Annotated in this window: 25 protein-coding genes, 1 tRNA gene and 2 pseudogenes; 17 read left to right on the top strand and 11 right to left on the bottom strand. The window is 55.6% G+C overall.

Annotated elements, in window-relative coordinates; all coding sequences use genetic code 11:
- Window positions 1-19: 19 nt before the first annotated feature.
- Genes era through recO form a run of 3 tightly spaced genes read left to right on the top strand, consistent with a single transcriptional unit; the run spans window position 20 to window position 2,005 of the window.
- A complete protein-coding gene (era, locus tag AAC636_RS00200; RefSeq protein ID WP_340299940.1) occupies window positions 20-931 on the top strand; it encodes a GTPase Era in 912 nt (303 codons plus the stop codon).
- Window positions 928-1,260 carry a DUF1491 family protein gene (locus tag AAC636_RS00195; protein ID WP_340262941.1) on the top strand — a complete coding sequence of 111 codons (333 nt, stop codon included), beginning with the start codon at window positions 928-930 and terminating at the stop codon, window positions 1,258-1,260. The genes era and AAC636_RS00195 overlap by 4 nt, the downstream gene beginning before the upstream one ends.
- A 19-nt stretch (window positions 1,261-1,279) precedes the next feature.
- On the top strand, window positions 1,280-2,005 hold the full coding sequence (recO, locus tag AAC636_RS00190; protein ID WP_340301058.1) for a DNA repair protein RecO: 726 nt from the start codon (window positions 1,280-1,282) through the stop codon (window positions 2,003-2,005).
- On the opposite strand, the gene AAC636_RS00185 is transcribed toward recO, so the two are convergent.
- The 3 genes from AAC636_RS00185 to AAC636_RS00175 all read right to left on the bottom strand — a co-directional run bounded on the left by AAC636_RS00185 (window position 1,996) and on the right by AAC636_RS00175 (window position 4,228).
- On the bottom strand, window positions 1,996-2,295 hold the full coding sequence (locus AAC636_RS00185) for an META domain-containing protein (RefSeq protein WP_340299939.1): 300 nt from the start codon (window positions 2,293-2,295) through the stop codon (window positions 1,996-1,998). The two genes, recO and AAC636_RS00185, sit on opposite strands and share 10 nt — an antisense overlap.
- 65 nt (window positions 2,296-2,360) lie before the next feature.
- Window positions 2,361-4,043: an acyl-CoA dehydrogenase family protein gene (locus AAC636_RS00180; RefSeq protein ID WP_340299938.1), complete on the bottom strand. Its 1,683-nt coding sequence runs from the start codon at window positions 4,041-4,043 to the stop codon at window positions 2,361-2,363.
- Window positions 4,022-4,228 carry a hypothetical protein gene (locus tag AAC636_RS00175; RefSeq protein ID WP_340262949.1) on the bottom strand — a complete coding sequence of 69 codons (207 nt, stop codon included), beginning with the start codon at window positions 4,226-4,228 and terminating at the stop codon, window positions 4,022-4,024. The genes AAC636_RS00180 and AAC636_RS00175 overlap by 22 nt, the downstream gene beginning before the upstream one ends.
- On the opposite strand from AAC636_RS00175, the gene AAC636_RS00170 reads away from it, so the two are divergent.
- The gene (locus AAC636_RS00170) at window positions 4,227-4,997 is read left to right on the top strand and encodes a sulfite exporter TauE/SafE family protein (RefSeq protein WP_340299937.1); all 771 of its coding nucleotides are present in this window, start codon (window positions 4,227-4,229) and stop codon (window positions 4,995-4,997) included. The genes AAC636_RS00175 and AAC636_RS00170 overlap by 2 nt on opposite strands.
- A 58-nt stretch (window positions 4,998-5,055) precedes the next feature.
- Here the strand turns inward: AAC636_RS00170 and AAC636_RS00165 are convergent, their stop codons facing one another.
- Window positions 5,056-6,654 (bottom strand): phosphoenolpyruvate carboxykinase, encoded by a 1,599-nt coding sequence (locus AAC636_RS00165; protein WP_340299936.1) that lies wholly within the window; start codon window positions 6,652-6,654, stop codon window positions 5,056-5,058.
- Between the two features lie 254 nt (window positions 6,655-6,908).
- Between AAC636_RS00165 and AAC636_RS00160 the strand changes: the two are divergent.
- From AAC636_RS00160 to AAC636_RS00135, 6 genes and pseudogenes are all read left to right on the top strand, one after another.
- A pseudogene (locus AAC636_RS00160) lies at window positions 6,909-7,814 on the top strand (sensor histidine kinase); the annotation flags it as partial.
- Window positions 7,815-7,817: 3 nt separating this feature from the next.
- On the top strand, window positions 7,818-8,309 hold the full coding sequence (locus AAC636_RS00155; RefSeq protein WP_340299935.1) for an HPr kinase/phosphorylase: 492 nt from the start codon (window positions 7,818-7,820) through the stop codon (window positions 8,307-8,309).
- Window positions 8,310-8,387: 78 nt separating this feature from the next.
- On the top strand, window positions 8,388-9,317 hold the full coding sequence (gene rapZ / locus AAC636_RS00150) for an RNase adapter RapZ (protein ID WP_340299934.1): 930 nt from the start codon (window positions 8,388-8,390) through the stop codon (window positions 9,315-9,317).
- Window positions 9,318-9,337: 20 nt separating this feature from the next.
- The gene (locus tag AAC636_RS00145; protein ID WP_317657278.1) at window positions 9,338-9,730 is read left to right on the top strand and encodes a PTS sugar transporter subunit IIA; all 393 of its coding nucleotides are present in this window, start codon (window positions 9,338-9,340) and stop codon (window positions 9,728-9,730) included.
- Window positions 9,727-10,005: an HPr family phosphocarrier protein gene (locus AAC636_RS00140; RefSeq protein WP_340299933.1), complete on the top strand. Its 279-nt coding sequence runs from the start codon at window positions 9,727-9,729 to the stop codon at window positions 10,003-10,005. Before AAC636_RS00145 ends, AAC636_RS00140 begins: the two co-directional genes overlap by 4 nt.
- A 77-nt stretch (window positions 10,006-10,082) precedes the next feature.
- Window positions 10,083-10,961, top strand: coding sequence for a lysophospholipid acyltransferase family protein (locus tag AAC636_RS00135; protein WP_340301057.1), 879 nt, complete (start codon window positions 10,083-10,085; stop codon window positions 10,959-10,961).
- Here the strand turns inward: AAC636_RS00135 and AAC636_RS00130 are convergent.
- On the bottom strand, window positions 10,958-11,833 hold the full coding sequence (locus tag AAC636_RS00130) for a 3-hydroxybutyryl-CoA dehydrogenase (protein ID WP_340298308.1): 876 nt from the start codon (window positions 11,831-11,833) through the stop codon (window positions 10,958-10,960). The two genes, AAC636_RS00135 and AAC636_RS00130, sit on opposite strands and share 4 nt — an antisense overlap.
- 233 nt (window positions 11,834-12,066) lie before the next feature.
- Here AAC636_RS00130 and AAC636_RS00125 point away from each other — a divergent pair.
- A pseudogene (locus AAC636_RS00125) lies at window positions 12,067-12,890 on the top strand (DUF6473 family protein).
- Between the two features lie 61 nt (window positions 12,891-12,951).
- Here AAC636_RS00125 and AAC636_RS00120 read toward each other — a convergent pair.
- The 5 genes from AAC636_RS00120 to AAC636_RS00100 all read right to left on the bottom strand — a co-directional run bounded on the left by AAC636_RS00120 (window position 12,952) and on the right by AAC636_RS00100 (window position 16,544).
- Entirely contained in the window at window positions 12,952-13,878 is a 927-nt protein-coding gene (locus tag AAC636_RS00120) for an electron transfer flavoprotein subunit alpha/FixB family protein (protein ID WP_340299931.1), read from the bottom strand.
- Entirely contained in the window at window positions 13,878-14,639 is a 762-nt protein-coding gene (locus tag AAC636_RS00115) for an electron transfer flavoprotein subunit beta/FixA family protein (RefSeq protein WP_340262966.1), read from the bottom strand. The genes AAC636_RS00120 and AAC636_RS00115 overlap by 1 nt, the downstream gene beginning before the upstream one ends.
- A 168-nt stretch (window positions 14,640-14,807) precedes the next feature.
- Window positions 14,808-15,389 carry a cob(I)yrinic acid a,c-diamide adenosyltransferase gene (locus AAC636_RS00110; protein WP_340243676.1) on the bottom strand — a complete coding sequence of 194 codons (582 nt, stop codon included), beginning with the start codon at window positions 15,387-15,389 and terminating at the stop codon, window positions 14,808-14,810.
- Window positions 15,390-15,413: 24 nt separating this feature from the next.
- Window positions 15,414-15,611: a twin transmembrane helix small protein gene (locus tag AAC636_RS00105; RefSeq protein WP_317657285.1), complete on the bottom strand. Its 198-nt coding sequence runs from the start codon at window positions 15,609-15,611 to the stop codon at window positions 15,414-15,416.
- A gap of 105 nt (window positions 15,612-15,716) precedes the next feature.
- Window positions 15,717-16,544, bottom strand: coding sequence for an SDR family NAD(P)-dependent oxidoreductase (locus tag AAC636_RS00100; protein ID WP_340299930.1), 828 nt, complete (start codon window positions 16,542-16,544; stop codon window positions 15,717-15,719).
- 189 nt (window positions 16,545-16,733) lie between these two features.
- Between AAC636_RS00100 and AAC636_RS00095 the strand changes: the two genes are divergently transcribed.
- From AAC636_RS00095 to tuf, 3 genes are all read left to right on the top strand, one after another.
- A complete protein-coding gene (locus AAC636_RS00095) occupies window positions 16,734-19,037 on the top strand; it encodes a DNA topoisomerase IV subunit A (RefSeq protein WP_340299929.1) in 2,304 nt (767 codons plus the stop codon).
- 27 nt (window positions 19,038-19,064) lie between these two features.
- A complete protein-coding gene (locus AAC636_RS00090) occupies window positions 19,065-19,766 on the top strand; it encodes a hypothetical protein (RefSeq protein WP_340299928.1) in 702 nt (233 codons plus the stop codon).
- 127 nt (window positions 19,767-19,893) lie between these two features.
- Window positions 19,894-21,069 carry an elongation factor Tu gene (tuf, locus tag AAC636_RS00085; RefSeq protein WP_340299922.1) on the top strand — a complete coding sequence of 392 codons (1,176 nt, stop codon included), beginning with the start codon at window positions 19,894-19,896 and terminating at the stop codon, window positions 21,067-21,069.
- A 57-nt stretch (window positions 21,070-21,126) separates the two neighbouring features.
- Here the strand turns inward: tuf and AAC636_RS00080 are convergent, their stop codons facing one another.
- Window positions 21,127-21,837, bottom strand: a complete 711-nt coding sequence (locus AAC636_RS00080) for a lysophospholipid acyltransferase family protein (RefSeq protein ID WP_340262978.1) — start codon at window positions 21,835-21,837, stop codon at window positions 21,127-21,129.
- Between the two features lie 124 nt (window positions 21,838-21,961).
- Between AAC636_RS00080 and AAC636_RS00075 the strand changes: the two genes are divergently transcribed.
- The 3 genes from AAC636_RS00075 to nusG all read left to right on the top strand — a co-directional run bounded on the left by AAC636_RS00075 (window position 21,962) and on the right by nusG (window position 23,058).
- Window positions 21,962-22,037: transfer RNA gene (locus tag AAC636_RS00075), tRNA-Trp, on the top strand.
- 104 nt (window positions 22,038-22,141) lie between these two features.
- Window positions 22,142-22,333, top strand: a complete 192-nt coding sequence (secE, locus tag AAC636_RS00070) for a preprotein translocase subunit SecE (protein WP_317657489.1) — start codon at window positions 22,142-22,144, stop codon at window positions 22,331-22,333.
- Between the two features lie 191 nt (window positions 22,334-22,524).
- Entirely contained in the window at window positions 22,525-23,058 is a 534-nt protein-coding gene (gene nusG / locus AAC636_RS00065; protein ID WP_317657488.1) for a transcription termination/antitermination protein NusG, read from the top strand.
- The last annotated feature ends 149 nt before the right edge of the window (window positions 23,059-23,207 follow it).

Below are 23,207 nucleotides of genomic sequence, written 5' to 3'. Positions count from 1 at the left end.
TTGAAAAAAGGAACTGCCCATGACCAGCCGCGCTGGATTTGTTGCCCTTATTGGTGAACCGAACGCAGGTAAATCTACCTTGCTTAATCATATGGTCGGGGCAAAAGTTTCGATTGTGACCCATAAGGTCCAGACCACCCGCGCGCGTATTCGTGGTGTGGCGCTTGAGGGCGAAAGCCAGATTGTTTTTGTCGACACGCCTGGTCTGTTTCGGCCGCGCCGCCGTTTGGATCGGGCGATGGTCGCGGCCGCTTGGACAGGGGCCGCGGATGCGGATGTGGTTGTCCTGCTCATCGAGGCCCATCGTGGATTGACCGAAGGGGTCAAGGAAATCTTAAGCGGTTTGCTTGAAAAGGCCTCGGGTCGGAAGATCGCTTTGGCGATTAATAAAATCGACCGCGTTGAGGCGCCTCAGTTGTTGAAGCTGACCGAAGTGGCCAACGCGGCTTTTCCATTTGTGAAAACCTTTATGATCTCAGCAGAGCGCGGCCATGGTGTGGGCGATTTGCGCGAATGGTTGGCGCAAGAGATGCCAGAGGGGCCGTGGCTTTACCCTGAGGATCAGATTGCGGATTTGCCAATGCGCATGATCGCGGCAGAGATGACCCGTGAGAAACTGACCCTGCGCCTGCATCAAGAATTGCCCTATCAATTAACGGTGGAAACCGAGAGCTGGCAGGAACGCGATGATGGCAGCGCGCGCATTGATCAAGTGATTTACGTCAGCCGTGACGGACATAAGGGCATTTTGTTGGGCCATCGGGGCGAAACAATTAAGGCCGTTTCGCGCGCCGCGCGCGAAGAATTGGCCGAGTTTCTTGGCCGCAAGGTGCATCTATTTTTGCAGGTCAAAGTGCGCCCGAATTGGCTCGAAGAATCTGAGCGCTATTCAGAAATGGGCCTCGATTTTAAGGACGGGAACACCAAGTGACCCCCCGTCTGCGCGCAGAGTTTTGGGTGCAAGCCTATCTGCGGCGGCTGTCTTTGTCCGAGATCCCCGCCTTTGTCGTGGCGCGGGGTGATAAGGATGCGGGTGCGGTCTTGGTTAAGCTGTCCTTGCTTGATGGCACCGCCTCCTTGTTTCATCGTGGGTTTGATCTAGAGACTGGTGCGCGGGTCTGGGATGTGCTGACGCAAGGGCCAGAGGCAGAGGTGGATGCAGCCATCGCCAAACAGCGCGAATTTGACCCTGATCTTTGGGTGATTGAGGTGGAAGATCGTGCGGGTCGGCATATGCTAGATCAAGAGGGATTGCTTTAGCCTCAGCAAAGGGTCTGATCTGATGGAATGGCACGCAGAAGGTGTATTGCTCGCGGCGCGGCGCCATGGGGAATCTGCCGCCATCCTTGAAATTTTCACGGCAGAGCAGGGCCGTTTCGTGGGCGTTTTGCGGGGTGGGGCCTCTCGCAAAATGGCCGCCCATTTGCAAGTTGGAACGCAGCTTCAGGCGACATGGCGCGCGCGCCTCGCGGATCATATGGGCGCCTTCACAATCGAGCCTTTGATCGCGCGCGCGGCCCCTGTGATGAGCGACCCTGTGCAGCTTGCAGGGCTCAACGCGGTTTGCGCACTTTTGTCTTTTGCCTTGCCTGAACGCAGCGCTTACCCCGCGCTTTATGCACATAGCCTTGCACTGCTGGATGGGCTTGGTGCGGATCATTGGCTCGATGCCTATGTGCAATGGGAATTGGCGCTGTTGTCTGAGTTGGGCTTTGGCCTCGATCTCAGCCACTGCGCCCGCACAGGCGTGTCGCAGGATTTGGCCTATGTGTCGCCGCGCACAGGGCGCGCTGTGGCGCGCGATGCGGCGGGTGAATGGGCAGATCGCCTTTTACCCTTGCCGCTTTTTTTGCAGGGGGTTGGCCCCGCTGATCACGCTGAACGGCAAGCAGGCTTGCGCCTGACAGGGCATTTCTTGGCCAATCATTTGGCCCCCAGTTTGGGGGATCGCCCACTTCCCGCCGCGCGTGGGCGCTTAGTGGATATCCTCAACCGTCAATGTTGATGGCTGAAAACGAGGGCTGCGCCCTCAGCACTGCGCAGAACCAATTGTCCATCCTCTACAGCCGTGCTGCGGGTCGCCTCAAGGGCGCTGAAATAGGCGAATTCTTGGTCGAGATTGGGACAGGCCATCAGCGTAGCGCCAATTGGGCCTGCACTGAGGCCAGTTTCCACCACTTCGAACCGACCAAAGTAACGGTTGCAGGGGCCTTGACCGTAAAAGTTAAATTCTGCGTCCACTTCCAAGGTTATGCTTGGATCAGATTGCAAGACCCATGCCCCGACAGGGGGCATGGGTGTGTCTTCATTGCAGGCGGCGAGTGCCAGAAGGGCGGCACATGCCCTCAAGGCGCGCATGATTAGCCTAGAAGGCGGCGCGCAATCACCTGAGCTTGGATCTCTGCCGCGCCTTCAAAGATGTTGAGTATACGGGCATCGCACAAAATACGGCTGATTTTATATTCAAGCGCAAACCCATTGCCGCCATGGATCTGCAATCCGTTATCCGCAGCGGCCCATGCCACTCGTGCGCCAAGCAATTTGGCCATTCCTGCCTCAAGGTCGCAACGGCGGTCATTGTCTTTTTCGCGAGCGGAGAAATAGGTCAATTGCCGCGCAATCATGATTTCTACGGCCATCATGGCCAATTTTGAGGCAACACGCGGGAATTCGATTAGGGATTTGCCGAATTGTTTGCGATCTTGGGCATATTGCATCGAAACATCCAAGGCGGATTGTGCCACGCCGATGGCGCGGGCAGCGGTTTGGATGCGCGCGCTTTCAAAAGTCTGCATCAGTTGCTTAAAGCCTTGCCCCTCTTGGCCGCCCAAAAGGTTCTCGCCCTTCACCTCGAAATTGTCGAAGCCAAGTTCATATTCTTTCATGCCGCGATAACCCAAGACCTCGATCTCGCCGCCCGTCATACCTGCGGTGGGGAAGGGGTTTTCGTCATCGCCCGGTGTTTTTTCGGCCAAGAACATCGACAGGCCACGGTAATCAGTGGTCGTGGGGTCAGTGCGGGCCAAGAGGGTCATGACATGGGTGCGTGACGCGTGCGTGATCCATGTCTTGTTACCCGTGATGCGGTAATTGCCCGCCTCATCCTTGACCGCGCGGGTGCGCAGGCTGCCCAGGTCTGAGCCAGTGTTGGGTTCGGTGAACACGGCTGTTGGCAGCTTCTCGGCGCTTGCCAAGGCGGGCAGCCATTTTTCCTTTTGCTCATCCGTTCCCCCAGCAAGGATCAACTCAGCCGCGATTTCTGAACGCGTTCCAAGGGAGCCCACACCAATATATCCGCGGCTAAGTTCCTCCGAGACGACACACATCGCCGCTTTGGACAGGCCAAAGCCACCATACTCCTCTGGAATGGTGAGGCCGAACACGCCCATCTCTGCCAGCTCTTCGATCACCGAGAGGGGGATCAGTTCGTCTTTCAGGTGCCAGTCATGTGCGAAAGGCTCGACCTTTTCCAGCGCATAGCGGCGGAATTGTTCGCGGATCATTTCCAATTCATCTTCAAGGCCTGAGGTGCCAACAGTGATTTCTGCGGCGCGTTCATGCATCAACTCAACAAGGCGCAAACGGGCTGCTTGGGTGTTGCCGCGTGTGACCAATGTGGCGATTGCATCTGTTTTCAGAAGATTTGCATCTGCGTCCCCAAGCCCAAGTTCAGACAGGCGCAGCACTTCGCCTTGGTTCATAGCAATCCCGCCCTGAAGTTGGGCCAGATATTCGCCAAAAGCAATTTGCAAGATTAATTGTTCAATATCACCAAACTTGCCTTCACTGCCCAAGAGTTCGGCCCATGTTTGCATCTGGCGCAGCGCCTCAACATAGGTGGCAAGCCAGGCCAGACCATGTGCGGCGGTCTGCTCCGCCTCAATCGCCGCGCCCGAGATTTTCCCGTCCACTGTCACCAAATCGCGCACGGCGTCTTTGGCACGGGCCAAAACCGCCTCGACTGGGGGCAGGGCCTCTGCCGTCAAAGCGGTGAGATTGGCCAAGATCACAGGGGCAGCGGTCATTTCGGCGTCACGGGGCATAGCGTCTCTCCAAATTGAGGGTGCGCAAGGGCAAGCTTATCCTTCGATTCTGCACCTGCTTCTAAATCATTTTGCAGATGCAGCGCAACATTAATTCGAAAAAATGCACCGAAAAGAATTAAAATGTCGCGCTTGTTTTGGTGTTGGATGTGCGCAATACCCTGACCAAGGCAGGGAGCAGCCATGACAGATTTCTTACACCTTATGCCATATTGGGCTTTCGCCCTCGCCCTTGGCGTGACTTTTGCGGCAGGTTTCGTGAAAGGTGCGGTTGGCTTTGCCATGCCTTTGATCATGATTTCGGGTTTGTCGATGTTTCTAGAGCCGCAATTGGCGATTGCAGGCATCATTTTCCCGATAGTCCTTTCCAACGGATTGCAGGTGGCCCGTTATGGCTGGGCTGAGGCCAAAACGGCGTTTGAGGAATATTGGCGGTATATCCTGATCGTCTGTGTGATGATCGTTATCGTTGCGCAATTTGTGACCGTCATACCAACCCAAACGATGTATCTGATCCTTGGTTTTCCTGTGGTGGTGTTAACCCTGATCCAGTTGATGGGCATCAAATTTCACATTCCACCGCAGCACCGCCGCAAGGCGGAATGGGGTGTCGGCACTTTGGCGGGGGCTTTGGGGGGGCTGACAGGCACATGGGGGCCGCCCACGGTTCTTTATCTCATTGCCCTTGATACCCCAAAGGCCCGCCAGATGTTGGTGCAGGGTGTGGTCTATGGTCTGGGGTCGGTCAGCCTGTTGACGGGGCATCTTTCCTCAGGGGTGCTGAACCTGACCACGGCACCGTTTTCGGTGGCGCTGCTCATCCCTGCCTTTCTGGGCATGCAGGTGGGGTTCAAGCTGTCTGATCGGCTTGAACCCGTCAAATTTCGCAAGATCACATTGATCGTTCTACTTGTGGCAGGGGCCAATTTGGTGCGCCGTGGTCTGATGGGCTGATAAAAAAACCGCCCCTGTGTCGGGAGCGGTTTTCGAAGCCTTGCTCTTGCGATGAGGTTTAGCTGATCGCGGCTGCTTTTACGTCTTCGTCTATGTAGGGCACATATTGCGCAAAGTTATCGGCGAACATCCCAACCAATTTTGCGGCCTGCGCATCATAGGCTGCGGCATCTGACCATGTGCTGCGTGGATCAAGCAGGGCATCATCTACCCCTTTAAGGCTGACAGGCACTTCGAAGCCGAAATTGGAGTCTTTGCGGAATTGGCCTTGATTGAGTGACCCATCCAGTGCCGCGGTCAAAAGGGCGCGGGTTGCTTTAATGGGCATGCGCGACCCTGTGCCATAGGCCCCGCCCGTCCAGCCCGTGTTCACAAGCCAGCAGGTCGACCCGTAAGTGGCGATTTTTTCGCGCAGAAGGTTGCCATAGGCCTCAGGGCGGCGCGGCATAAAGGGGGCGCCAAAACAAGTTGAGAAGGTTGGTTCTGGCTCGGTCACGCCGCGCTCTGTGCCGGCAACCTTAGAGGTGAAACCTGACAAGAAATGATACATCGCCTGCGCAGGGGTCAGGCGCGCAATCGGAGGCAAAACACCAAAAGCATCACAGGTCAGCATGATGATATTTTTCGGATGCCCGCCAAGCCCTGTGTCGGACGCGTTTGAGATCTGCTCCAACGGATAGGCGCAGCGGGTGTTTGCCGTCAGGCTTGCATCGTCAAAATCAAGTTCAAGCGTTTCTTCGTCATAGACCATATTTTCGATCACAGTGCCGAAACTATGGGTCGTGGCGTAGATTTCTGGTTCTGCCTCTTTGCGCAGGTTGATGGTCTTGGCGTAACAGCCACCCTCAAAATTGAAGATGCCATTTTCTGACCATCCATGCTCATCATCACCAATCAACACGCGAGCAGGATCAGCGGAAAGCGTGGTTTTTCCTGTGCCAGAAAGACCAAAGAACACCGCGCTATCATCAGGGTTACCCGTGGCGTGATTGGCCGAGCAATGCATCGGCATGAGGCCCTTCTCAGGCAAGAGATAGTTCAACAAGGTGAAAACCGATTTCTTGTTTTCGCCCGCATATTCGGTGCCACCGATCAAGATCAGTTTTTTGTCAAAATTCAGCGCGATCACTGTATCCGTGCGGCAGCCATGTTTCGCAGGATCCGCCTTAAAGCTAGGGCAATTGATGATTGTGAATTCGGGCACAAAGCTGTCCAGTTCTGTGCGCGATGGGCGGCGCAGCAGGTGACGGATGAACAGGTTGTGCCATGCCAACTCCGAGATCACGCGCACATCAAGGCGGTGGTCCGCATCCGCACCAGCATAGAGATCTTGCACGAAATATTCGCCGCCCTTCATATGCGCGACCATGTCGGAATAGAGGCGATCGAAGGCGTCCATTTCCATGCGGGCGTTGTTGTCCCACCAGATATGCGGCTCGACCGAAGGGGTTGCGACAACAAATTTATCTTTAGGAGAGCGGCCCGTATATTTTCCTGTGCTGACCAACAGAGTGCCGCCGTTGCCAAGGCGACCCTCATTGCGGGTCAAAGCGGCTTGGATCAGTGCAGGTTCAAGCAGGTTATAGTGAACCTGGCCCAGATTCGAAATGCCTTGATGCTCCAGCCGATGGGCGGGGTTCACGCGTCCTGTGCTCATGTTTTCTTGTGCTCCTGTGCCGATGCTGCCCGGCAGTGATGGAAATCAACGCGGGAACAGAGCTGCACTCAACCCCGCGTAAGCCCCGTATAACATGACGGTTTTATTACTGAACAGGACGCATCCGCACAGTTAGCGCAACCATTTCCCCGATTGGACAAATTTTGTCGAACTCGCGCGATTTGTTGAGGCGCTAACGGTTCGTTCACGCGCCGATGCCACATTCTGGCCGCAGAAAAACAGTGATTCGAAATATTTCGATTGTTTTGTCGCTTGTCTTGGCCTCAACCATTGCCAACCCTCTGTCCGACTTGTCCGATGCCGCCGAAATGGGCCGCGATAAAAATGCCCGCAAGCTTAGCCCCACCCGAGTGCGCATCCCTGATCTGACGGGGCGGCCAGATGAAATAGGCCGTCTCTCTGCGGCCCTGCGTGGTATGGTGGGCGCGCTCTATGATCGGATTGAATCAAACGAGCAGTTTGCCGCAGATGTCAGCCATGAGATCAAAAACCCATTGGACAGTTTGCGATCAGCGGTCAGCACTTTGCAGCGCGCCAATACGGATGATCAGCGCAGCAGGCTCTATGAGGTGATCACCCATGATGTGCAACGATTGGACAGGCTTGTGTCAGATATTTCGAATGCCTCGCGATTAGATGCTGATTTGGTCAAGGAGGAGGAAGAAGAATTTGATCTTCTGCGAACCTTGCGCAACATCTGCGGCTATCACGCGGGCGAGGCGCGCGCGAAAGATGTAAGTTTCATTACGGATTTGCCAGATGCGCCTATCCTGATCACCGGGCTAGAGGGGCGTTTGGCGCAGGTCTTTGTCAACCTCTTGTCCAATGCCTTGTCTTTCTGCGATGCTGGGGATGCCGTCCGTATCTGGGCGCGCAAAAGAGAGGATCGCATTTTGGTGGTGGTAGAAGATACAGGGCCAGGCATCCCTGATGACGCGCTGACGAAAGTGTTCACCCGTTTCTATTCAGAGCGGCCCCAAGCACAATTTGGCAATCACTCGGGCCTCGGCCTTGCGATTTCCAAGCAGATTGTTGAGGCGCATGGTGGGGTGATCTGGGCTGAAAATATTCGCCCCACTGAGGCTGATGTCACCTCCGACCCGCTTGGTGCGCGGTTCATCGTTGGCTTGCCGATTTAATCTATGGCTGAGGATCGTGGGAATTTTGCCAATGCGCTCGATTTGGCGCAGTTTGGCCATATGCATGGTGCTGCGCTACGTTTGCACGCCACGGCGGTGGCGTATGAAGGGCAGGGGGTGCTTATCTTGGGGGCATCTAGTGCAGGCAAATCCTCGCTTGCGCTTGATTTGATGACGTTTGGTGCAGAGCTGATCTGCGATGACGCGATCCTGCTTGAGGCCGATACCGAAGGTTTAACCTTGCGCGCGCCCCCAGAACGCCTGCCGATGATTGAGGCGCGGGGGATTGGGCTTTTGAATGCGGGGCCATTGGTGGATCAGGCGGCCCTTGCGCTTGTCTTACATCTGCAAGACATGCCGCAGCCTCGCCTGCCTGCCACCCGCATGGCGATGTGGCGCGGGCATTTTGCGCGTCTTTTGGGCGTCAATGCGCGCGTCCCGCAGACCAGCGCGGTGGTTCACGCCCTGCGACATGGCTTCGCCCCGCTCGCGTAATCGCTTGGATCGCAGCCCATTTGCGCTACAGTTGTGAGCAGGAGCCAATGCCACCCGTTCTTAACAAGTGCCAAGCCGATGGATCGCGAAGATAAAACAGGCCACCCACAGCACACGCGCCCCTCGGGAGATGACGAGGCGCAACGGGTGGTCTTTGTCACAGGGCCGTCTGGTGCGGGCCGCAGCAGCGCCATCCATACGTTAGAGGATTTGGGATACGAGGCGATTGATAACCTGCCATTGTCGCTCTTGCCCCGCCTATTGGAAGGCCCACCTTTGACGCGGCCTCTGGCGCTGGGCACAGATCCACGAAACCGCGATTTCTCCGCACAGACATTGATTGCTGCGGTCGATGGATTGGCCGCGCATGAGCAGGTTTTATCCGAACTGGTTTATCTCGACTGCGCCGATGATGTTCTTGTTTGCCGCTTTTCAGAGACGCGGCGGCGTCATCCAATGGCCCCCGCTGAGGATACACTGACAGGCATACGCCGTGAGAAGGAATTGCTTAGCCCCGTGCGCGCCCGCGCCACAAGCCTGATCGATACCAGCACCCTCAGCCCGCATGAGTTGCGCGAGGAGATTGCGCGCCATTTTAGCGCAACAACCCCGCATCGCTTGGCGCTGACGATCCAAAGCTTTTCTTACAAGCGCGGCCTGCCGACTGGCGCCGATATGGTGTTTGACTGTCGCTTTTTGGAAAATCCGTATTGGCACGACGATCTGCGCCGATCTGATGGGCGCGACCAAGCCGTGCGCGATTTCATTGCCAAAGATCCGCGGTTCGCGCCCTTCTCCACCCAAGTTTTGGGACTGATTGAAACGCTCCTTCCTGCTTATGTTGACGAAGGAAAAACGCATCTGACAGTTGCGTTTGGATGCACGGGGGGGCAACACCGCTCTGTTGCAATGACGGAAATCATCGTAAGCCACCTTGCACAAGCGGGCTGGCAAGTGTCAAAACGTCATAGAGAATTGGAGCGGCGCGGCCTCATCGCCACGCCCTGAAATACAATAGGGTCTTGCGGTTGATAGGGATTGTTATCGTTGCACATGGTGGATTGGCCCGCGAATTGTTGGCCGCGACTGAACATGTGGTGGGGCCTGTTCACGCGGCCCGCGCGATCCCCATCGGCCCCGAAGATGATCGCGCCACCTGCCAACGTGATATTTCTGCCGCCGCAGATGCCGTGGATACAGGCTATGGTGTGGTTGTGGTTACCGATATGTATGGTGGTTCACCCTCGAACTTATCCTTGCCTGCGTGCCGCAGTGCCAACCGCAAAATTCTGACCGGTGTTAATCTGCCGATGCTGATCAAATTGGCCAAATCGCGCCATTTGCCCTTGGATCAAGCGGTGGCGCGCGCCACCGAGGCGGGGCGGCGCTATATCAACAGCTTTGATGGAACCCCTGAATGACCGAGACGGTACGCTGCGTTCTGAAAATCGTGAATGAAAAAGGCCTACACGCGCGGGCCTCTGCGAAATTTGTCGAAACGGTCGAAAAATTCGATGCCGAAGCGACAGTGAGCAAAGATGGCATTTCTGCTTCGGGCGACTCGATTATGGGCCTTTTGATGCTTGCTGCCTCGATTGGCACTGAAATTGAGGTTGAAACAACTGGCACTCAAGCGCAATCTCTGGCAGGGGCGCTGATGGAGCTTGTCGCAGATAAATTTGGCGAAGGCCGTTAAGGCCCGTTTGCGACAAGCGGCTGGAGGGGACAGACTGCGTGACTGAGACGACAGAAACAAAATCTGGCGCAGCACCCATTGTGGCGGCCGAAGTGCCGCAAGGCCCCGTCTATGATCGGCGCAGCCTGACCTACTCCAACACATTCGACAGCCCCGTCACACGCACGATTATTCGCGCGATAGAATGGATGACGGGCAAGATCGCGATTATCCGCCGCGTGCGTGCATTTGAAACACTTGGTGCCCAGAAAGGGCAGGAGTTTTGGCCTGCTACGATGAAGGTCATGGGCATTGATTTGCTGACCCCAGAGGCACAGCTTGACCGTATTCCCGCAACAGGGCCCGTGGTGTTGGTGGCCAATCATCCGCATGGTTTGGTGGATGGCATGATCTTGGCTGATCTGATCGGGCGCAAAAGGCCAGATTACCGCATTTTGACCCGCGCGCTGTTGACTGGAATTGATGAAAGCGCGGCTCAATACATGATCCCCGTGCCGTTTCCCCATGAATCCGAGGCTCAGCGCAAAATGGTTGAAATGCGCGACAAAGCGATGAGTCATCTCAAGGCGGGCGGGTTGATTGCGCTTTTCCCATCAGGGGTGGTCGCCGCCGCAAAAACCGCCTTCGGCCCTGCGGTTGAAGCGGAATGGAATGTGTTTACCGCAAAGATGATCCGCACATCGGGGGCAACAATTTTGCCGCTCAATTTCCCTGGATCAAATTCGCGGTGGTATCAAATTGCCAATCGGATTTCGCCCATTTTGCGGCAGGGTCTTTTGCTGCATGAGGTGGCCCATGCGTTTGATAAACCGCAGGCCCCTGTAATCGGGCATCCGATCCTACCAGAAGACTGGAAGGAGGCCAGCGCCTCCCCGCGTCAATTTATGGCTGATTTGAGGGCGCATGTTTTGTCTTTGAAAGACAACCCTGACGCGCGATTTATGTCTAGGCCCTAGCGGGTGGGCACGGGCACTTCGCCCCGATAATCGTAAAAGCCACGCTCGGTCTTGCGTCCCAGCCACCCTGCCTCGACATATTTGGTCAAAAGCGGGCAAGGCCGATATTTCGTATCGGCCAATCCATCATGTAAGACATTCATAATGGCAAGGCAGGTGTCCAAACCGATAAAATCCGCCAATTCAAGCGGCCCCATTGGATGATTGGCGCCAAGCTTCATCGACTCGTCAATTGATTGCACGCTGCCGACACCTTCATAGAGCGTATAAACCGCCTCGTTGATCATCGGCATCAGGATGCGATTAACGATGAACGCAGGAAAATCTTCTGCTGTGGCCGATGTTTTCCCAAGGCGATCCACGACCGCCTTACAGGCCGTAAAGGTTTCGTCATCTGTTGCGATGCCGCGGATCAGTTCAACCAACTGCATCACGGGCACAGGGTTCATAAAGTGGAACCCCATAAATTTCTCAGGCCGATCCGTGCGACTGGCCAAGCGCGTGATGGAGATAGAGGAGGTGTTGGATGTCAAAATAGTATGCGGCTGCAAATGTGGAAGCAGATCTTCGAAGATGGCTTGCTTCACAGTTTCGCGTTCAGTCGCGGCCTCGATGACGAGATCAGTTTTGCCTAAGTCAGAGAGGTGCAATGTCGTATGGATGCGCGCCAAGGCATTTGCCTTATCTGCGGCCGAGATTTTCTCGCGGCTCACTTGGCGCTCAAGGTTGCGGTCAATCAGCGCTACGCCCTTGTCCAACTGATCTTGGCTGACATCGTTCAGCCAGATTTCATAACCTGCCAAGGCGCAGACATGCGCGATCCCATTGCCCATCTGGCCTGCGCCTACGATGCCGATTTTGCTGATTTCCATCGCTGAACCTTTGTCTTGAAAACGCGTGGTCTTTGCATGCTGCACCATAAAAGGCGAAGCCCCAAAGACACAAGCCGTAACCGCGCAAAAGCGCTGCAGCAGTTGAGAACGCAAAGCTGCAGGATCATTCAAAAATTAACATAAAATCTCGTAAAATCTGATGGTTAGGGAATTCGTAAGAGGCTTTGGCCATTCTTTCCCTTGGGTGAGACGAATCAAGGTGGGAGCAGGCAATGAGCTTTGCCTTCAAGGGGCATGGCCCCCTCGATTATAAACTTGTGACCTATGAGGGGTCACCGATGCGGTTTCGTGGGCCGCAAATTGATCTAACCAAGCCGTTTTTGCTGTGTTTGGGCGGCTCTGAGACATTCGGCAAATTCGTACCGCAGCCCTATCCTGACCGCTTGTCGGCGATGTTGGGGCGCCCCGTGGCGAATATGGCCGCAATGAATGCGGGGTTGGAATTGGCGCTTGGCGATGGGGCTATCGCCGATGCGATGAGTAGGGCCGAGGCGATTGTGTTGCAAATTACAGGTGCGCATCACCTGACCAACCGCTTTTATCAGGTGCATCCACGCCGCAATGATAGGTTCCTGCAACCCTCTGACATATTGCGGGTAATCTATCGCGAGGTTGATTTCACGGATTTCCATTTCTCGCGCCATATGTTGGAACATCTTTTAACCTGTTCCGAAGATCGGTTTCAGATCGTTGTGGATGAATTAAAGATGGCTTGGATGGCGCGTATGCGTAGCCTTTTGAACCGCGCTATTTGCCCAGTTCACTTGCTATGGATCGGGCACCTCCCGCCTGCGGAAACGGGCTATTGCCGTGAGTTGGGGGCAGACCCGCTTTTTGTCACCAGGGGATGTTGGAAGAAATAGCCGCCCAAGCGGCCTCATTGACGATATGCGTGACAACGCGTGAGGAACAAGAAAAACCAACGCGGGGCATGTTCTTTGGATTGGGAGAAGAGAAAATAGTGCGCGCTTTGCTTGGGCCTGATATCCATGTCCGCGCGGCGCGTGACCTCTCAGAGAAAATCCTCAAGCTGTAGAAAAAACAAAACCCGCGCCACCAATTCGCGGCGCGGGTCTATAGAGCCAAGTTTGATTGGATCAGAGCTTGCCTGTCAATTCAGGCACGACATCAAACAAATCCCCAACCAGCCCGTAATCCGCCACTTGGAAGATGGGGGCTTCTTCGTCTTTGTTGATTGCCACAATCACCTTGCTGTCCTTCATACCCGCAAGGTGCTGAATGGCACCTGAGATACCAACGGCAACATAGAGATCCGGCGCGACAACCTTACCCGTCTGGCCCACCTGCCAATCATTGGGGGCGTAGCCAGAATCGACAGCAGCACGGCTTGCACCAACCGCAGCGCCCAGCTTGTCGGCCAGTCCTTCAATGAGGGCGAATTGTTCTTTGCTGCCAACCCCGCGACCACCCGAAACAACGATCCCTGCAGAGGTCAGTTCGGGACGATCCGAAGCAGCCACTTTATCCTCAACCCATTGGGACAGGCCTGTTGTGGCGGCTGTGCCAAGGGCCTCAACAGGGGCCGAGTTGCCAGTGGCGGCGGCATCGAACCCTGCGGTGCGGATGGTCATGACCTTCACGCTGTCGTTTGATTTTACCGTTTGGATGGCGTTGCCAGCGTAGATGGGGCGCTCGAACGTGTCGGCATCCACAACGCCCACAACTTCGGAAATGATCATCACATCCAGCAAAGCGGCCACACGGGGCAGCACGTTTTTTGCGTCCGAGGTCGCCGCAGCAGCAATATGGCTATAGCCGCCCGCCATCGACACGATCAAATCGGCAACTGGTTCGGCCAACATGTGGCAAAAGCCGTGATCGCCCGCAAAGATTACTTTGGATGCGCCTGCAAGGGTCGCGGCCTCTGCAGCAGCGGCATCGCTACCTTCGCCTGCAACCAGAATATGAACATCGCTCAAGCCAGATACGGCTGTGAGGGCCTTGGACACCTGATCAACGGCAAGCTGGCCGTTGGTGACATCTGCAAGAAGAAGAACCGCCATCAGATTACCCCCGCTTCGTCTTTAAGTTTCGAGATAAGCTCTTCAACCGAAGCCACCTTGATGCCCGCTTTGCGGGTTTCTGGCTCGGTCGTTTTGATCACTGTCAAACGCGGGGTCACATCCACGCCGTAATCTGCCGCCGTTTTTTCATCGAGGGGCTTTTTCTTCGCCTTCATGATGTTTGGCAGTGACGCGTAACGCGGCTCGTTCAAGCGCAGGTCAACTGTGACGATTGCGGGCATTTTGACCTTAATTGTCTGCAAGCCGCCATCAACCTCGCGGGTCACAGTGGCGCTGTCGCCCTCGACCTCAAGGGCAGAGGCGAAGGTTGCTTGGCTCCATCCCAGAAGGGCGGCAAGCATCTGACCGGTTGCGTTCATGTCATTGTCGATGGCCTGCTTGCCTGCAACCACAAGGCTTGGGCCCTCGTCTGCAATCACAGCTTTCAGGATTTTGGCAACGGCCAGAGGCTCGATATCGTGATGCACATCATCGGCGGCTTCTACAAGGATCGCGCGATCTGCCCCCATAGCCAAAGCGGTGCGCAATGTGTCTTGCGCCTGTTTGACGCCGATGGACACAACCACCACTTCCTCAGCCTTGCCCGCTTCTTTCAGGCGGATTGCCTGTTCCACGGCAATCTCGTCAAACGGGTTCATCGACATTTTCACATTGGCGAGATCAACACCCGAGCCATCCGCTTTGACACGAACTTTTACGTTATAGTCGATCACGCGCTTGACCGGCACCAGAATTTTCATCCGCACGTTCTCCAGTTAAAGCATTTCGATCATGCGCCGCGGCGCGATTATTCAGACGCTGTTGTAATCGCTGATTCCCTGCGGCAACAGACCAAAAGCGGCATCTGAGACGCTCTAACGCGGCGCTGCTCTCGAGAAAACTAATTTTAAAAGCTTGTTTGCGGTAACCTACTCAGCCTCGCGATTGGCGCCTGGTGTCCACAAAATATCGGCTTTGCCACCCTCATTGGCCACGCGACCCGCAACGAAGAACCAATCAGAGAGGCGGTTTAGATATTTCACCGCCATAGGGTTGACCGATTCCATCGTTGCCAATTCCACGCAATTCCGCTCGGCACGGCGGCAGACGGTGCGACACATGTGCAGATGTGCCGACAAGGCGGTGCCACCTGGCAAAATGAAACTGCGCAGCGGTTCCAAATCGGCGTTCATCTTGTCGATTTCTTTTTCCAAACGCGTTACTTGCGCCTCAACAATACGTAGGGCGGGATAGGGGCGTTCGGCGTCTTTCTCGATATTTGGGGTGCAAAGATCAGCCCCTAGGTCGAAAAGATCGTTTTGAATGCGGGCAAGATGCGCACTCATCTCGTCACTGGCTTCAAGCCGCGCGATGCCCAAGGTCGCGTTTAACTCGTCCACGGTTCCATATGCTGTGACGCGCATGGAATGTTTCGCCACGCGGCTGCCATCACCCAAGGCGGTTTCACCGTCATCACCTGTTTTTGTGTAAATTTTGTTCAAAACAACCATGGGTCTGCTCCCTTAATTGGCTGGCTAGCCGCGCAAAATGACAAAAAGAACGATCAAAATCACCGCCACAAATTGCGCGATGATACGGGCTTGCATGAATTTATTGGATTGCTTCGCGCTTTCGGCGGTGCCTTTGCGGAAGGAATTAATGCCAAGAAACAAGATCGCCACAACGACCAGACAGGCCAAGGCGACAACAATAAAAAGTGGGTCGTTGATCATTTGGGTTTCCCTTCGGTCGTGGCGGTCTGTGATAGGCCACAGCTAGGGCGTTTTTCACAGAGGCGAATTATTTTTGCCAGAGGGCAGTGGACGGATGCGGCAATCTCACCCTTTTGCGATCAGCCAATCAAGGGCGCGGGTCGGTAACACCCGTTTCGCGGTCGACATGAAATAGCTTGGCGTTGTGATGTAATAGCGCGGCTTGGGGCGCGGTGCCTCAAGCGCATGAACAAGCTTCTTCAGAACCGCCTCGGGAGGCAGTTCAAAGGGGTCAGGCCCGCGCTCTTCGTAGAGGCGTTTCAACAAGCCGTTGCGATATTGATCCGCGCGTGCAGAATTTTCCCAATCAATCCATTTTTCGAAAAGCGGAATAGAATTCTGTCGGATTTTCGAGGTGACGGGCCCCGTGTTCAATGTGCTGATGCTGATATTTGTATCCCGCATCTCAAGGCGCAGTGTGTCGGTCAGCCCTTCAAGCGCGAATTTGGTCGACACATAAGCCGCGCGCCATTTCAAGGTCACAAGCCCTAAGATAGACGAATGTTGCACGATGCGGCCATGCCCCTGTGCGCGCATCACAGGGATCACGCGGCGCGTCAGATCATGAACGCCAAAGACATTGGTTTCGAAAATCTCGGCCAGAGCGCCGCGTGGCAAATCTTCGACTGCACCAGGGATGCCAAAGGCCCCGTTTGAGAAAAGCGCGTCAAGGGTGCCGCCCGTCAGCTCAAGGCAGTTTGCAAGCCCCGTCTCCACAGATGCAGGGTCGGCGTAATCCAATTGCACGGCTTCGAACCCATCGGCGCGCAGCGCCGCAACATCCGCCGTTTTGCGGGCGCTTGCGATGACCCGCCAACCGCGTGCCCGCAACCCGTGCGCGCAGCACGCCCCGATGCCTGACGAACAGCCTGTTATCAGAATAGATTTTGTCATGGTCTTTGCCTTCGCCCTGTCGCAGCCTTTGCCTATGTGTGACGCACAAAATGCGCAATCACGGATCACAGCGGTGACCTGCTATTCTGGCGATCTGGGGCAAAAAACCGCGCAGGCGAGGAATAATTTATCGCAATGGGCGCACGGGGCGCTTGTTTGGTCGGGGCAATTTGCCTATCAGGTTGTGCAATGAGCGAGCAGAATGACAGTTTTCACGAGAAGCGGGAAGTTGAGCCGCTCAGCCGTGCCATTGGCACGCGCTATCTGCAATATGCGCTGTCTACCATCATGCATCGAGCCCTGCCTGATGCGCGTGATGGCCTGAAACCTGTTCATCGCCGCATCCTGTTTGCAATGCGCGAGTTGCGTTTGGCCTCGAACGGGGGCTTCCGTAAATCTGCGAAAATCTCGGGCGATGTGATGGGGAATTACCACCCACATGGCGATGCCGCGATTTATGACGCAATGGCGCGTTTGGCCCAAGATTTTAACCTGCGCTATCCATTGGTCGATGGTCAGGGAAATTTTGGAAATATTGATGGCGATAACCCCGCGGCAAGCCGATATACTGAGGCGCGCATGACCGCGATGGCCGAGGCGCTGCTTGAAGGTTTGGACGAAAACGCCGTTGATTTCCGCCCCAATTACGATGGCACCTTGACGGAACCCGAGGTTCTGCCCGCAGCCTTCCCCAATCTTTTGGCGAACGGGGCGAGCGGGATTGCGGTGGGCATGGCCACAAACATTCCTCCGCATAATTTGGACGAGCTCATCGCCGCATGTTTGCATTTGATCAAAACCCCAGATGCCCGCGATGAAACACTCTTGAATTATATCCAAGGCCCCGATTTCCCCACAGGAGGCGTGATTGTCGAGCCGCGTGATAGTATCGCGGAAACATATCGCACGGGCCGTGGCGCGTTTCGCTTGCGTGCAAAATGGGAGGTCGAGGATCAAGGCCGCGGATCATGGGTGATCGTGGTTACAGAAATCCCGTTTCAGGTTCAAAAATCCAAGCTGATCGAAAAGCTGGCCGAACTGATCCAAACAAAAAAAGTGCCGATTTTGGCGGATCTTCGAGATGAATCGACCGAAGATATTCGCATCGTGCTTGAGCCGCGCTCGCGCAATGTAGACCCAGAAGTTTTGATGGGGATGCTGTTCCGCAATTCAGACCTTGAGACGCGGTTTTCGCTGAATATGAATGTGCTGATCGATGGGCGCGTGCCAAAAGTGTGCAGCCTCAAGGAAGTGCTGCGCGCCTTCCTCGACCATCGCCGCGATGTGTTGATTCGCCGTTCCGAGCATCGCGTGGCAAAAATCGATCACCGCTTAGAGGTTCTTGAAGGCTTTCTGATCGCCTTCCTCAACCTTGACCGCGTGATTGATATTATCCGCTATGACCAAGACCCCAAAGCTGCACTGATGCGCGAAGATTGGTCACGCACATTCGTGCGCGCCACCTCCGAATTGGATTATCAGACCCCGCCCGAAGGCGAGGGTGAACTGACCGAAACGCAAACCGATGCCATTCTCAACATGCGTCTGCGCAGTCTGCGCCGACTGGAGGAGATGGAATTGCAGCGCGAACGTGACGCGCTGATGGAGGAGCGTGCGGGCCTAGAGGATTTGTTGGAAACCGAAAGCTTGCAATGGGCGCGGATTGCCGATGAATTGCGTGAATTCCGCAAGAAATTTGGCGCAAGCGCCGAAGGTGGCGCACGCCGCACCGCCTTTGCCGAAGCGGGCGAGATTGAAGATGTGCCGCTTGAGGCGATGATTGAGCGCGAACCGATTACGGTGGTGTGTTCAGCCATGGGATGGGTGCGGGCAGTCAAAGGCCATGTTGATCTTGGCACAGAGATGAAGTTCCGCGATGGCGATGCGGGCCGTTTCCTGTTCCATGCGGAAACAACCGATAAGTTGCTGGCTTTTGCCTCCAACGGACGTTTCTACACGATCCAAGCCTCAAACCTGCCTGGCGGGCGCGGCTTGGGCGAGCCGTTGCGCCTGATGGTAGATTTGCCCAATGAGGCCGAGATTTTGGCGTTCTTCCCCTATCGTGAGGGGCAAAAGCTACTTTTGGCCTCCAGTGCGGGGGACGGGTTCCTCGTTGCTGAAGATGAGGTTTTGGCGCAGACGCGCACGGGGCGGCAAGTCTTAAACCTGCGCGAAGGTGTGCGCGCGGTTGTCTGCCATAGATTGGCGGCAGAGAATGATCACATCGCCGTTGTCGGTGAAAATCGCAAAGTGCTGATCTTCCCTCTTGACGAATTGCCCGAACTTGGGCGCGGTAAAGGTGTGCGGCTGCAAAAATACAAAGATGGCGGTTTGGTCGATGCGCGTGGCTTGCGTTTGGCCGATGGTCTAAGTTGGTCTGATCCTGCGGGACGCACCCGCACGGAAACAGAACTTGCCGATTGGATTGGCAAACGGGCCACAGCAGGGCGCATGGCACCGCGCGGTTTCCCAAGGGATAACCGCTTTACATAACCGCTTTGACAACACTGGGGGTCTGTCATGCGATTTTTAACATTCTCAAGGCGCAGTGTTGCGGCGGGAATGATGTCCCTGCTGCTAATTGGTTGTGCAGCCCCCGATCCTTTGGGGCAGGCGCAAATCCCGATGGGGGATTTTGCCTTGGGGTTCAATATTGTTGTTGCTGATAATATGCAGCAAGTCCCCCCCTCACGCGATGCCACACCTGAAGAGTGGATTGCGGTGATCTCCTCAGAGATTGATCGCCGATTTGGCGCATATGAGGGGGATAAGCTCTACCATATTGCGCTGAGTGTAGATGCCTATTCTCTGGCCCATCCTGGTATTCCCGTCCTTCTCAGCCCAAAATCGGTTTTGGTGATTTCTGCCAATATTTGGGACGATGCGGCAGGGGTGAAATTGCATCAGGCACCCAACCAAATCACCATTTTTGAGGGCGCGTCACCCGATACGATATTTGGGTCGGGCTTCACCCGTGACCGCGAAGAACAGATGCAGATTTTGGCCCGCAACGCGGCCAAGCGCGTGCAGGCATGGATGCTTGAAAACCCGCAATGGTTTGGCATTGACCCCGATGCGGCAAATGCGGCGCTTGAGGGATTAGATGTGCCCCCCGATCCTTTGGCTGAGGCGGATCTTACTGCCCTTGAGGTGCCCGAAATGGCCGTGACAGAAACCAGTGCCACGCCAACTGTCACGCCCGTTCCACGTCCTGCGCCCTAACCCAGTTAGCAACCATGGGCTGAATGATTTGAATGTCGTCTTGATTTTTTGTCTCAGGCCTCGTAACGAGCGCGCGTGTTGAACTCGGGCACAGATTTTGCCCCCCAAAAAATGAGGCGCCAGGGCTATGGCAAAGGAAAAGTTTGAACGTAATAAGCCGCACGTGAACATTGGCACGATTGGTCACGTTGACCACGGCAAGACGACACTGACAGCGGCGATCACGAAGTATTTTGGTGATTTCAAGGCGTATGATCAGATTGACGGCGCACCTGAAGAGAAGGCGCGTGGGATCACGATTTCGACTGCGCACGTTGAGTATGAGACAGATGCGCGTCACTACGCGCATGTGGACTGCCCTGGTCACGCTGACTATGTGAAGAACATGATCACCGGTGCGGCGCAGATGGACGGCGCGATCTTGGTTGTGAACGCGGCGGACGGCCCTATGCCACAGACGCGCGAGCACATTTTGCTTGGTCGTCAGGTTGGTATCCCTGCGATGGTTGTTTACATGAACAAAGTCGATCAGGTTGATGACGAAGAGTTGTTGGAACTTGTTGAGATGGAAATCCGCGAGCTTCTGTCTTCTTACGAATTCCCTGGCGATGACATTCCTGTTGTTAAAGGGTCTGCTTTGGCTGCGATGGAAGGCCGTGACGCAGAGATCGGTGAGAACTCGATCCGCGCGTTGATGGAAGCTGTTGACAGCTACATCCCAACGCCTGCACGCGCAGTTGACCAGCCATTCTTGATGCCAATTGAAGACGTGTTCTCGATTTCTGGCCGCGGTACAGTTGTGACGGGCCGTGTTGAGCGTGGTGTGATCAATGTGGGTGACGAGATTGAGATCGTTGGTATCCGCGACACCTCCAAGACGACCTGCACAGGCGTTGAGATGTTCCGCAAGCTGCTTGACCGTGGTGAAGCGGGCGACAATATCGGCGCGCTTCTGCGTGGTGTCGACCGTGAGGGCGTTGAGCGTGGTCAGGTTCTCTGCAAGCCAGGTTCTGTGAAGCCACACACGAAGTTCGAAGCTGAGGCCTATATCCTCACGAAAGAAGAAGGTGGTCGTCACACCCCATTCTTCGCGAACTACCGTCCTCAGTTCTACTTCCGCACCACGGACGTTACCGGCACTGTGACCCTGCCTTCTGGCACGGAAATGGTTATGCCCGGCGACAACCTGAAGTTCGAAGTTGAGCTGATCGCCCCCATCGCGATGGAAGATGGTCTGCGCTTCGCGATCCGCGAAGGCGGCCGCACAGTCGGCGCAGGCGTGGTCTCCAAAATCATCGCTTAATCGCTAGCGATTTTCTAAACTCAAAGAAAGCCGCGCCTTCGGGGGCGGCTTTCTTCATTAAAGCTGTGCGGTATTGTGACCTACTTTGTGATCTGCTGCGAGCGCCTCTGCATCCATGAAGGATTGCAGTCTTTCGGCCAGTGCGGCGGTCTCGGCCTCCGAGAGCTTCGGGGGCACAGTCTCCTCCCAAACCCGCCAACGCAGATGCAGTTTGGTAAAAGGCAGCGGGAAGATCAGCCGATCCCATGTTGGCCATTTGAGATAATGTTTGGCTGAAAACGTAAAACTGACCACAGGCACTTGGGCGGAGCGCGCCCATTGGATCGGGGTTGATTTTGCGACCCGCGCAGGCCCGCGTGGCCCATCTGGCGAAACGCCAATCGAGATGCCCTCGCGCAACCCTTTTAGGATCAGGCGCAATTCGGCGGCCCCAAGGATACCGCGCGGCATTGGCACGCTTTCATAGCCGAAATGGCGGTGGATATGGCCCACCAACCGCCCCGCCCGTGCATCAGACGTCAGGCTGCGACAGCGATATTTAGAAAGATCAAACATAAAAGGCGTCATCATCAGCCGTTGATGCCAACAAACGATGATCACAGCGCCGTGGGTGGCCAATGCCGTCTCAATCTGTGTCCAACCCTCTTCCTCTCGGCGCGAGGTTATGCGCACCAACCGCGCCCATGCCCCGAAAGCCGCTGCAACCGCGCGATTTGCAAAGGCGGAATTTGCGATCCTTTTGCGTAGGGTTGTGGCGGTCTTGGTCATAGCTAGGTTCCTTCGCGCAAACTGTCCCGCTGTGCAAGCATCAAGCGGGAGATAAACCATGGAAATCTGCGCAGCCTTCCTCTTGCATTGGGGGCCAAGCCCCGCTATCAGCATGCACGGCCTTAGGGGTATAGCTCAGTTGGTAGAGCAACGGATTCCAAATCCGTAGGCCGCGGGTTCGAATCCTGCTGCCCCTGCCACTTTCCTTGATTATCAACCTTGGACTGCACATAGCGTGCTTCGCGGCTTGCATCATCGGGCGCGCTTGCCTATATCAGCCGACAATCGAAAAAGGTAAAAGTCCATGGCCAACCCGATCCAATTTGTTCAACAAACCCGCGCCGAGATTGCCAAGATCGTTTGGCCGACCCGCCGCGAGCTTGTGACCACCACCGCGATGGTATTCGCGATGGCGGTTTTGGCGGCGTTGTTCTTTTTCATGGTCGATTGGCTGATCCGCCAAGGTTTGGAATTGCTGCTGACGGCGGTAGGCTAAGACCCTTGAACCCTTGATTTTCCCTATTTCGGGGGGTAGGGGGACGGAGAACATTTCCCGGTGGCGTGTATCGATTCGAGATACACGCTGATTTTTTGTTTCGGGACGGCACGCGCGGCATTATGCCAAGCGGTTGGACACTAAAATAACTGGCGCGCGATCGCGCCTTATGTCGAGGATGGAAGAAGCGGATGGCGAAACGGTGGTATTCGGTGAGCGTGCTGTCAAATTTTGAGAAGCGCATCGCCGAGCAGATCAGAAACGCCGTGGCCGAAAAGGGCCTCGAGGATGAGATCGAAGAAGTTCTCGTTCCTGAAGAGGAAGTGATCGAGATTCGCCGTGGCAAGAAAGTCACCGTCCCGCGCCGCTTTATGCCTGGCTATGTTCTGGTGCGCATGGAATTGACCGACCGCGCCTATCATGCTGTGTCTTCGATCCCGCGCGTCACAGGGTTCCTTGGGCCGCAGGGCCGCCCCATGCCGATGCGCGATGATGAAGTGAACGCGATCCTAAACCGTGTTGAAGAGGGCGAGGCCAGCCCCCGCTCGACCATCACCTTTGATGTTGGTGAAAAGGTTAAGGTTAATGACGGGCCGTTTGAAGATTTCGATGGCATGGTCGAAGAAGTTGATGATGAGAACCAGCGCCTCAAGGTGACGGTCTCGATTTTCGGGCGCGCAACGCCCGTGGAATTGGAATTCACGCAGGTGTCGAAAACCGCCTGATGTGGGTGCGGCGCGCAGGCGCCGCTCATTCGTGGGAGGCAGGATCATGCGCGCATGATGTGCCGAACCACGCTAGCGACTGGGAAAGGGACGCGTCCCGATCCTGATAGGGTGCAGCAAAGCTGTGCCGATGAAAAAAAGGAGAGGCC

Source organism: Roseobacter sp. HKCCD5988, assembly GCF_037830355.1.
Lineage (GTDB): Bacteria > Pseudomonadota > Alphaproteobacteria > Rhodobacterales > Rhodobacteraceae > M30B80.
This window is presented reverse-complemented; position numbering and strand designations above follow the sequence as displayed.

Bases quoted from the DNA above. Each gene is read 5' to 3' on its own strand.
- era (WP_340299940.1), top strand. From the start codon at position 20: ATGACCAGCCGCGCTGGATTTGTTGCCCTTATTGGTGAACCGAACGCA.
- AAC636_RS00185 (WP_340299939.1), bottom strand. From the start codon at position 2,295: ATGCCCCCTGTCGGGGCATGGGTCTTGCAATCTGATCCAAGCATAACC.
- AAC636_RS00180 (WP_340299938.1), bottom strand. From the start codon at position 4,043: ATGCCCCGTGACGCCGAAATGACCGCTGCCCCTGTGATCTTGGCCAAT.
- AAC636_RS00170 (WP_340299937.1), top strand. From the start codon at position 4,227: ATGACAGATTTCTTACACCTTATGCCATATTGGGCTTTCGCCCTCGCC.
- AAC636_RS00175 (WP_340262949.1), bottom strand. From the start codon at position 4,228: ATGGCTGCTCCCTGCCTTGGTCAGGGTATTGCGCACATCCAACACCAA.
- AAC636_RS00165 (WP_340299936.1), bottom strand. From the start codon at position 6,654: ATGAGCACAGGACGCGTGAACCCCGCCCATCGGCTGGAGCATCAAGGC.
- AAC636_RS00155 (WP_340299935.1), top strand. From the start codon at position 7,818: ATGGCTGAGGATCGTGGGAATTTTGCCAATGCGCTCGATTTGGCGCAG.
- rapZ (WP_340299934.1), top strand. From the start codon at position 8,388: ATGGATCGCGAAGATAAAACAGGCCACCCACAGCACACGCGCCCCTCG.
- AAC636_RS00140 (WP_340299933.1), top strand. From the start codon at position 9,727: ATGACCGAGACGGTACGCTGCGTTCTGAAAATCGTGAATGAAAAAGGC.
- AAC636_RS00130 (WP_340298308.1), bottom strand. From the start codon at position 11,833: ATGGAAATCAGCAAAATCGGCATCGTAGGCGCAGGCCAGATGGGCAAT.
- AAC636_RS00120 (WP_340299931.1), bottom strand. From the start codon at position 13,878: ATGGCGGTTCTTCTTCTTGCAGATGTCACCAACGGCCAGCTTGCCGTT.
- AAC636_RS00115 (WP_340262966.1), bottom strand. From the start codon at position 14,639: ATGAAAATTCTGGTGCCGGTCAAGCGCGTGATCGACTATAACGTAAAA.
- AAC636_RS00110 (WP_340243676.1), bottom strand. From the start codon at position 15,389: ATGGTTGTTTTGAACAAAATTTACACAAAAACAGGTGATGACGGTGAA.
- AAC636_RS00105 (WP_317657285.1), bottom strand. From the start codon at position 15,611: ATGATCAACGACCCACTTTTTATTGTTGTCGCCTTGGCCTGTCTGGTC.
- AAC636_RS00100 (WP_340299930.1), bottom strand. From the start codon at position 16,544: ATGACAAAATCTATTCTGATAACAGGCTGTTCGTCAGGCATCGGGGCG.
- AAC636_RS00095 (WP_340299929.1), top strand. From the start codon at position 16,734: ATGAGCGAGCAGAATGACAGTTTTCACGAGAAGCGGGAAGTTGAGCCG.
- AAC636_RS00090 (WP_340299928.1), top strand. From the start codon at position 19,065: ATGCGATTTTTAACATTCTCAAGGCGCAGTGTTGCGGCGGGAATGATG.
- tuf (WP_340299922.1), top strand. From the start codon at position 19,894: ATGGCAAAGGAAAAGTTTGAACGTAATAAGCCGCACGTGAACATTGGC.
- AAC636_RS00080 (WP_340262978.1), bottom strand. From the start codon at position 21,837: ATGACCAAGACCGCCACAACCCTACGCAAAAGGATCGCAAATTCCGCC.
- secE (WP_317657489.1), top strand. From the start codon at position 22,142: ATGGCCAACCCGATCCAATTTGTTCAACAAACCCGCGCCGAGATTGCC.
- nusG (WP_317657488.1), top strand. From the start codon at position 22,525: ATGGCGAAACGGTGGTATTCGGTGAGCGTGCTGTCAAATTTTGAGAAG.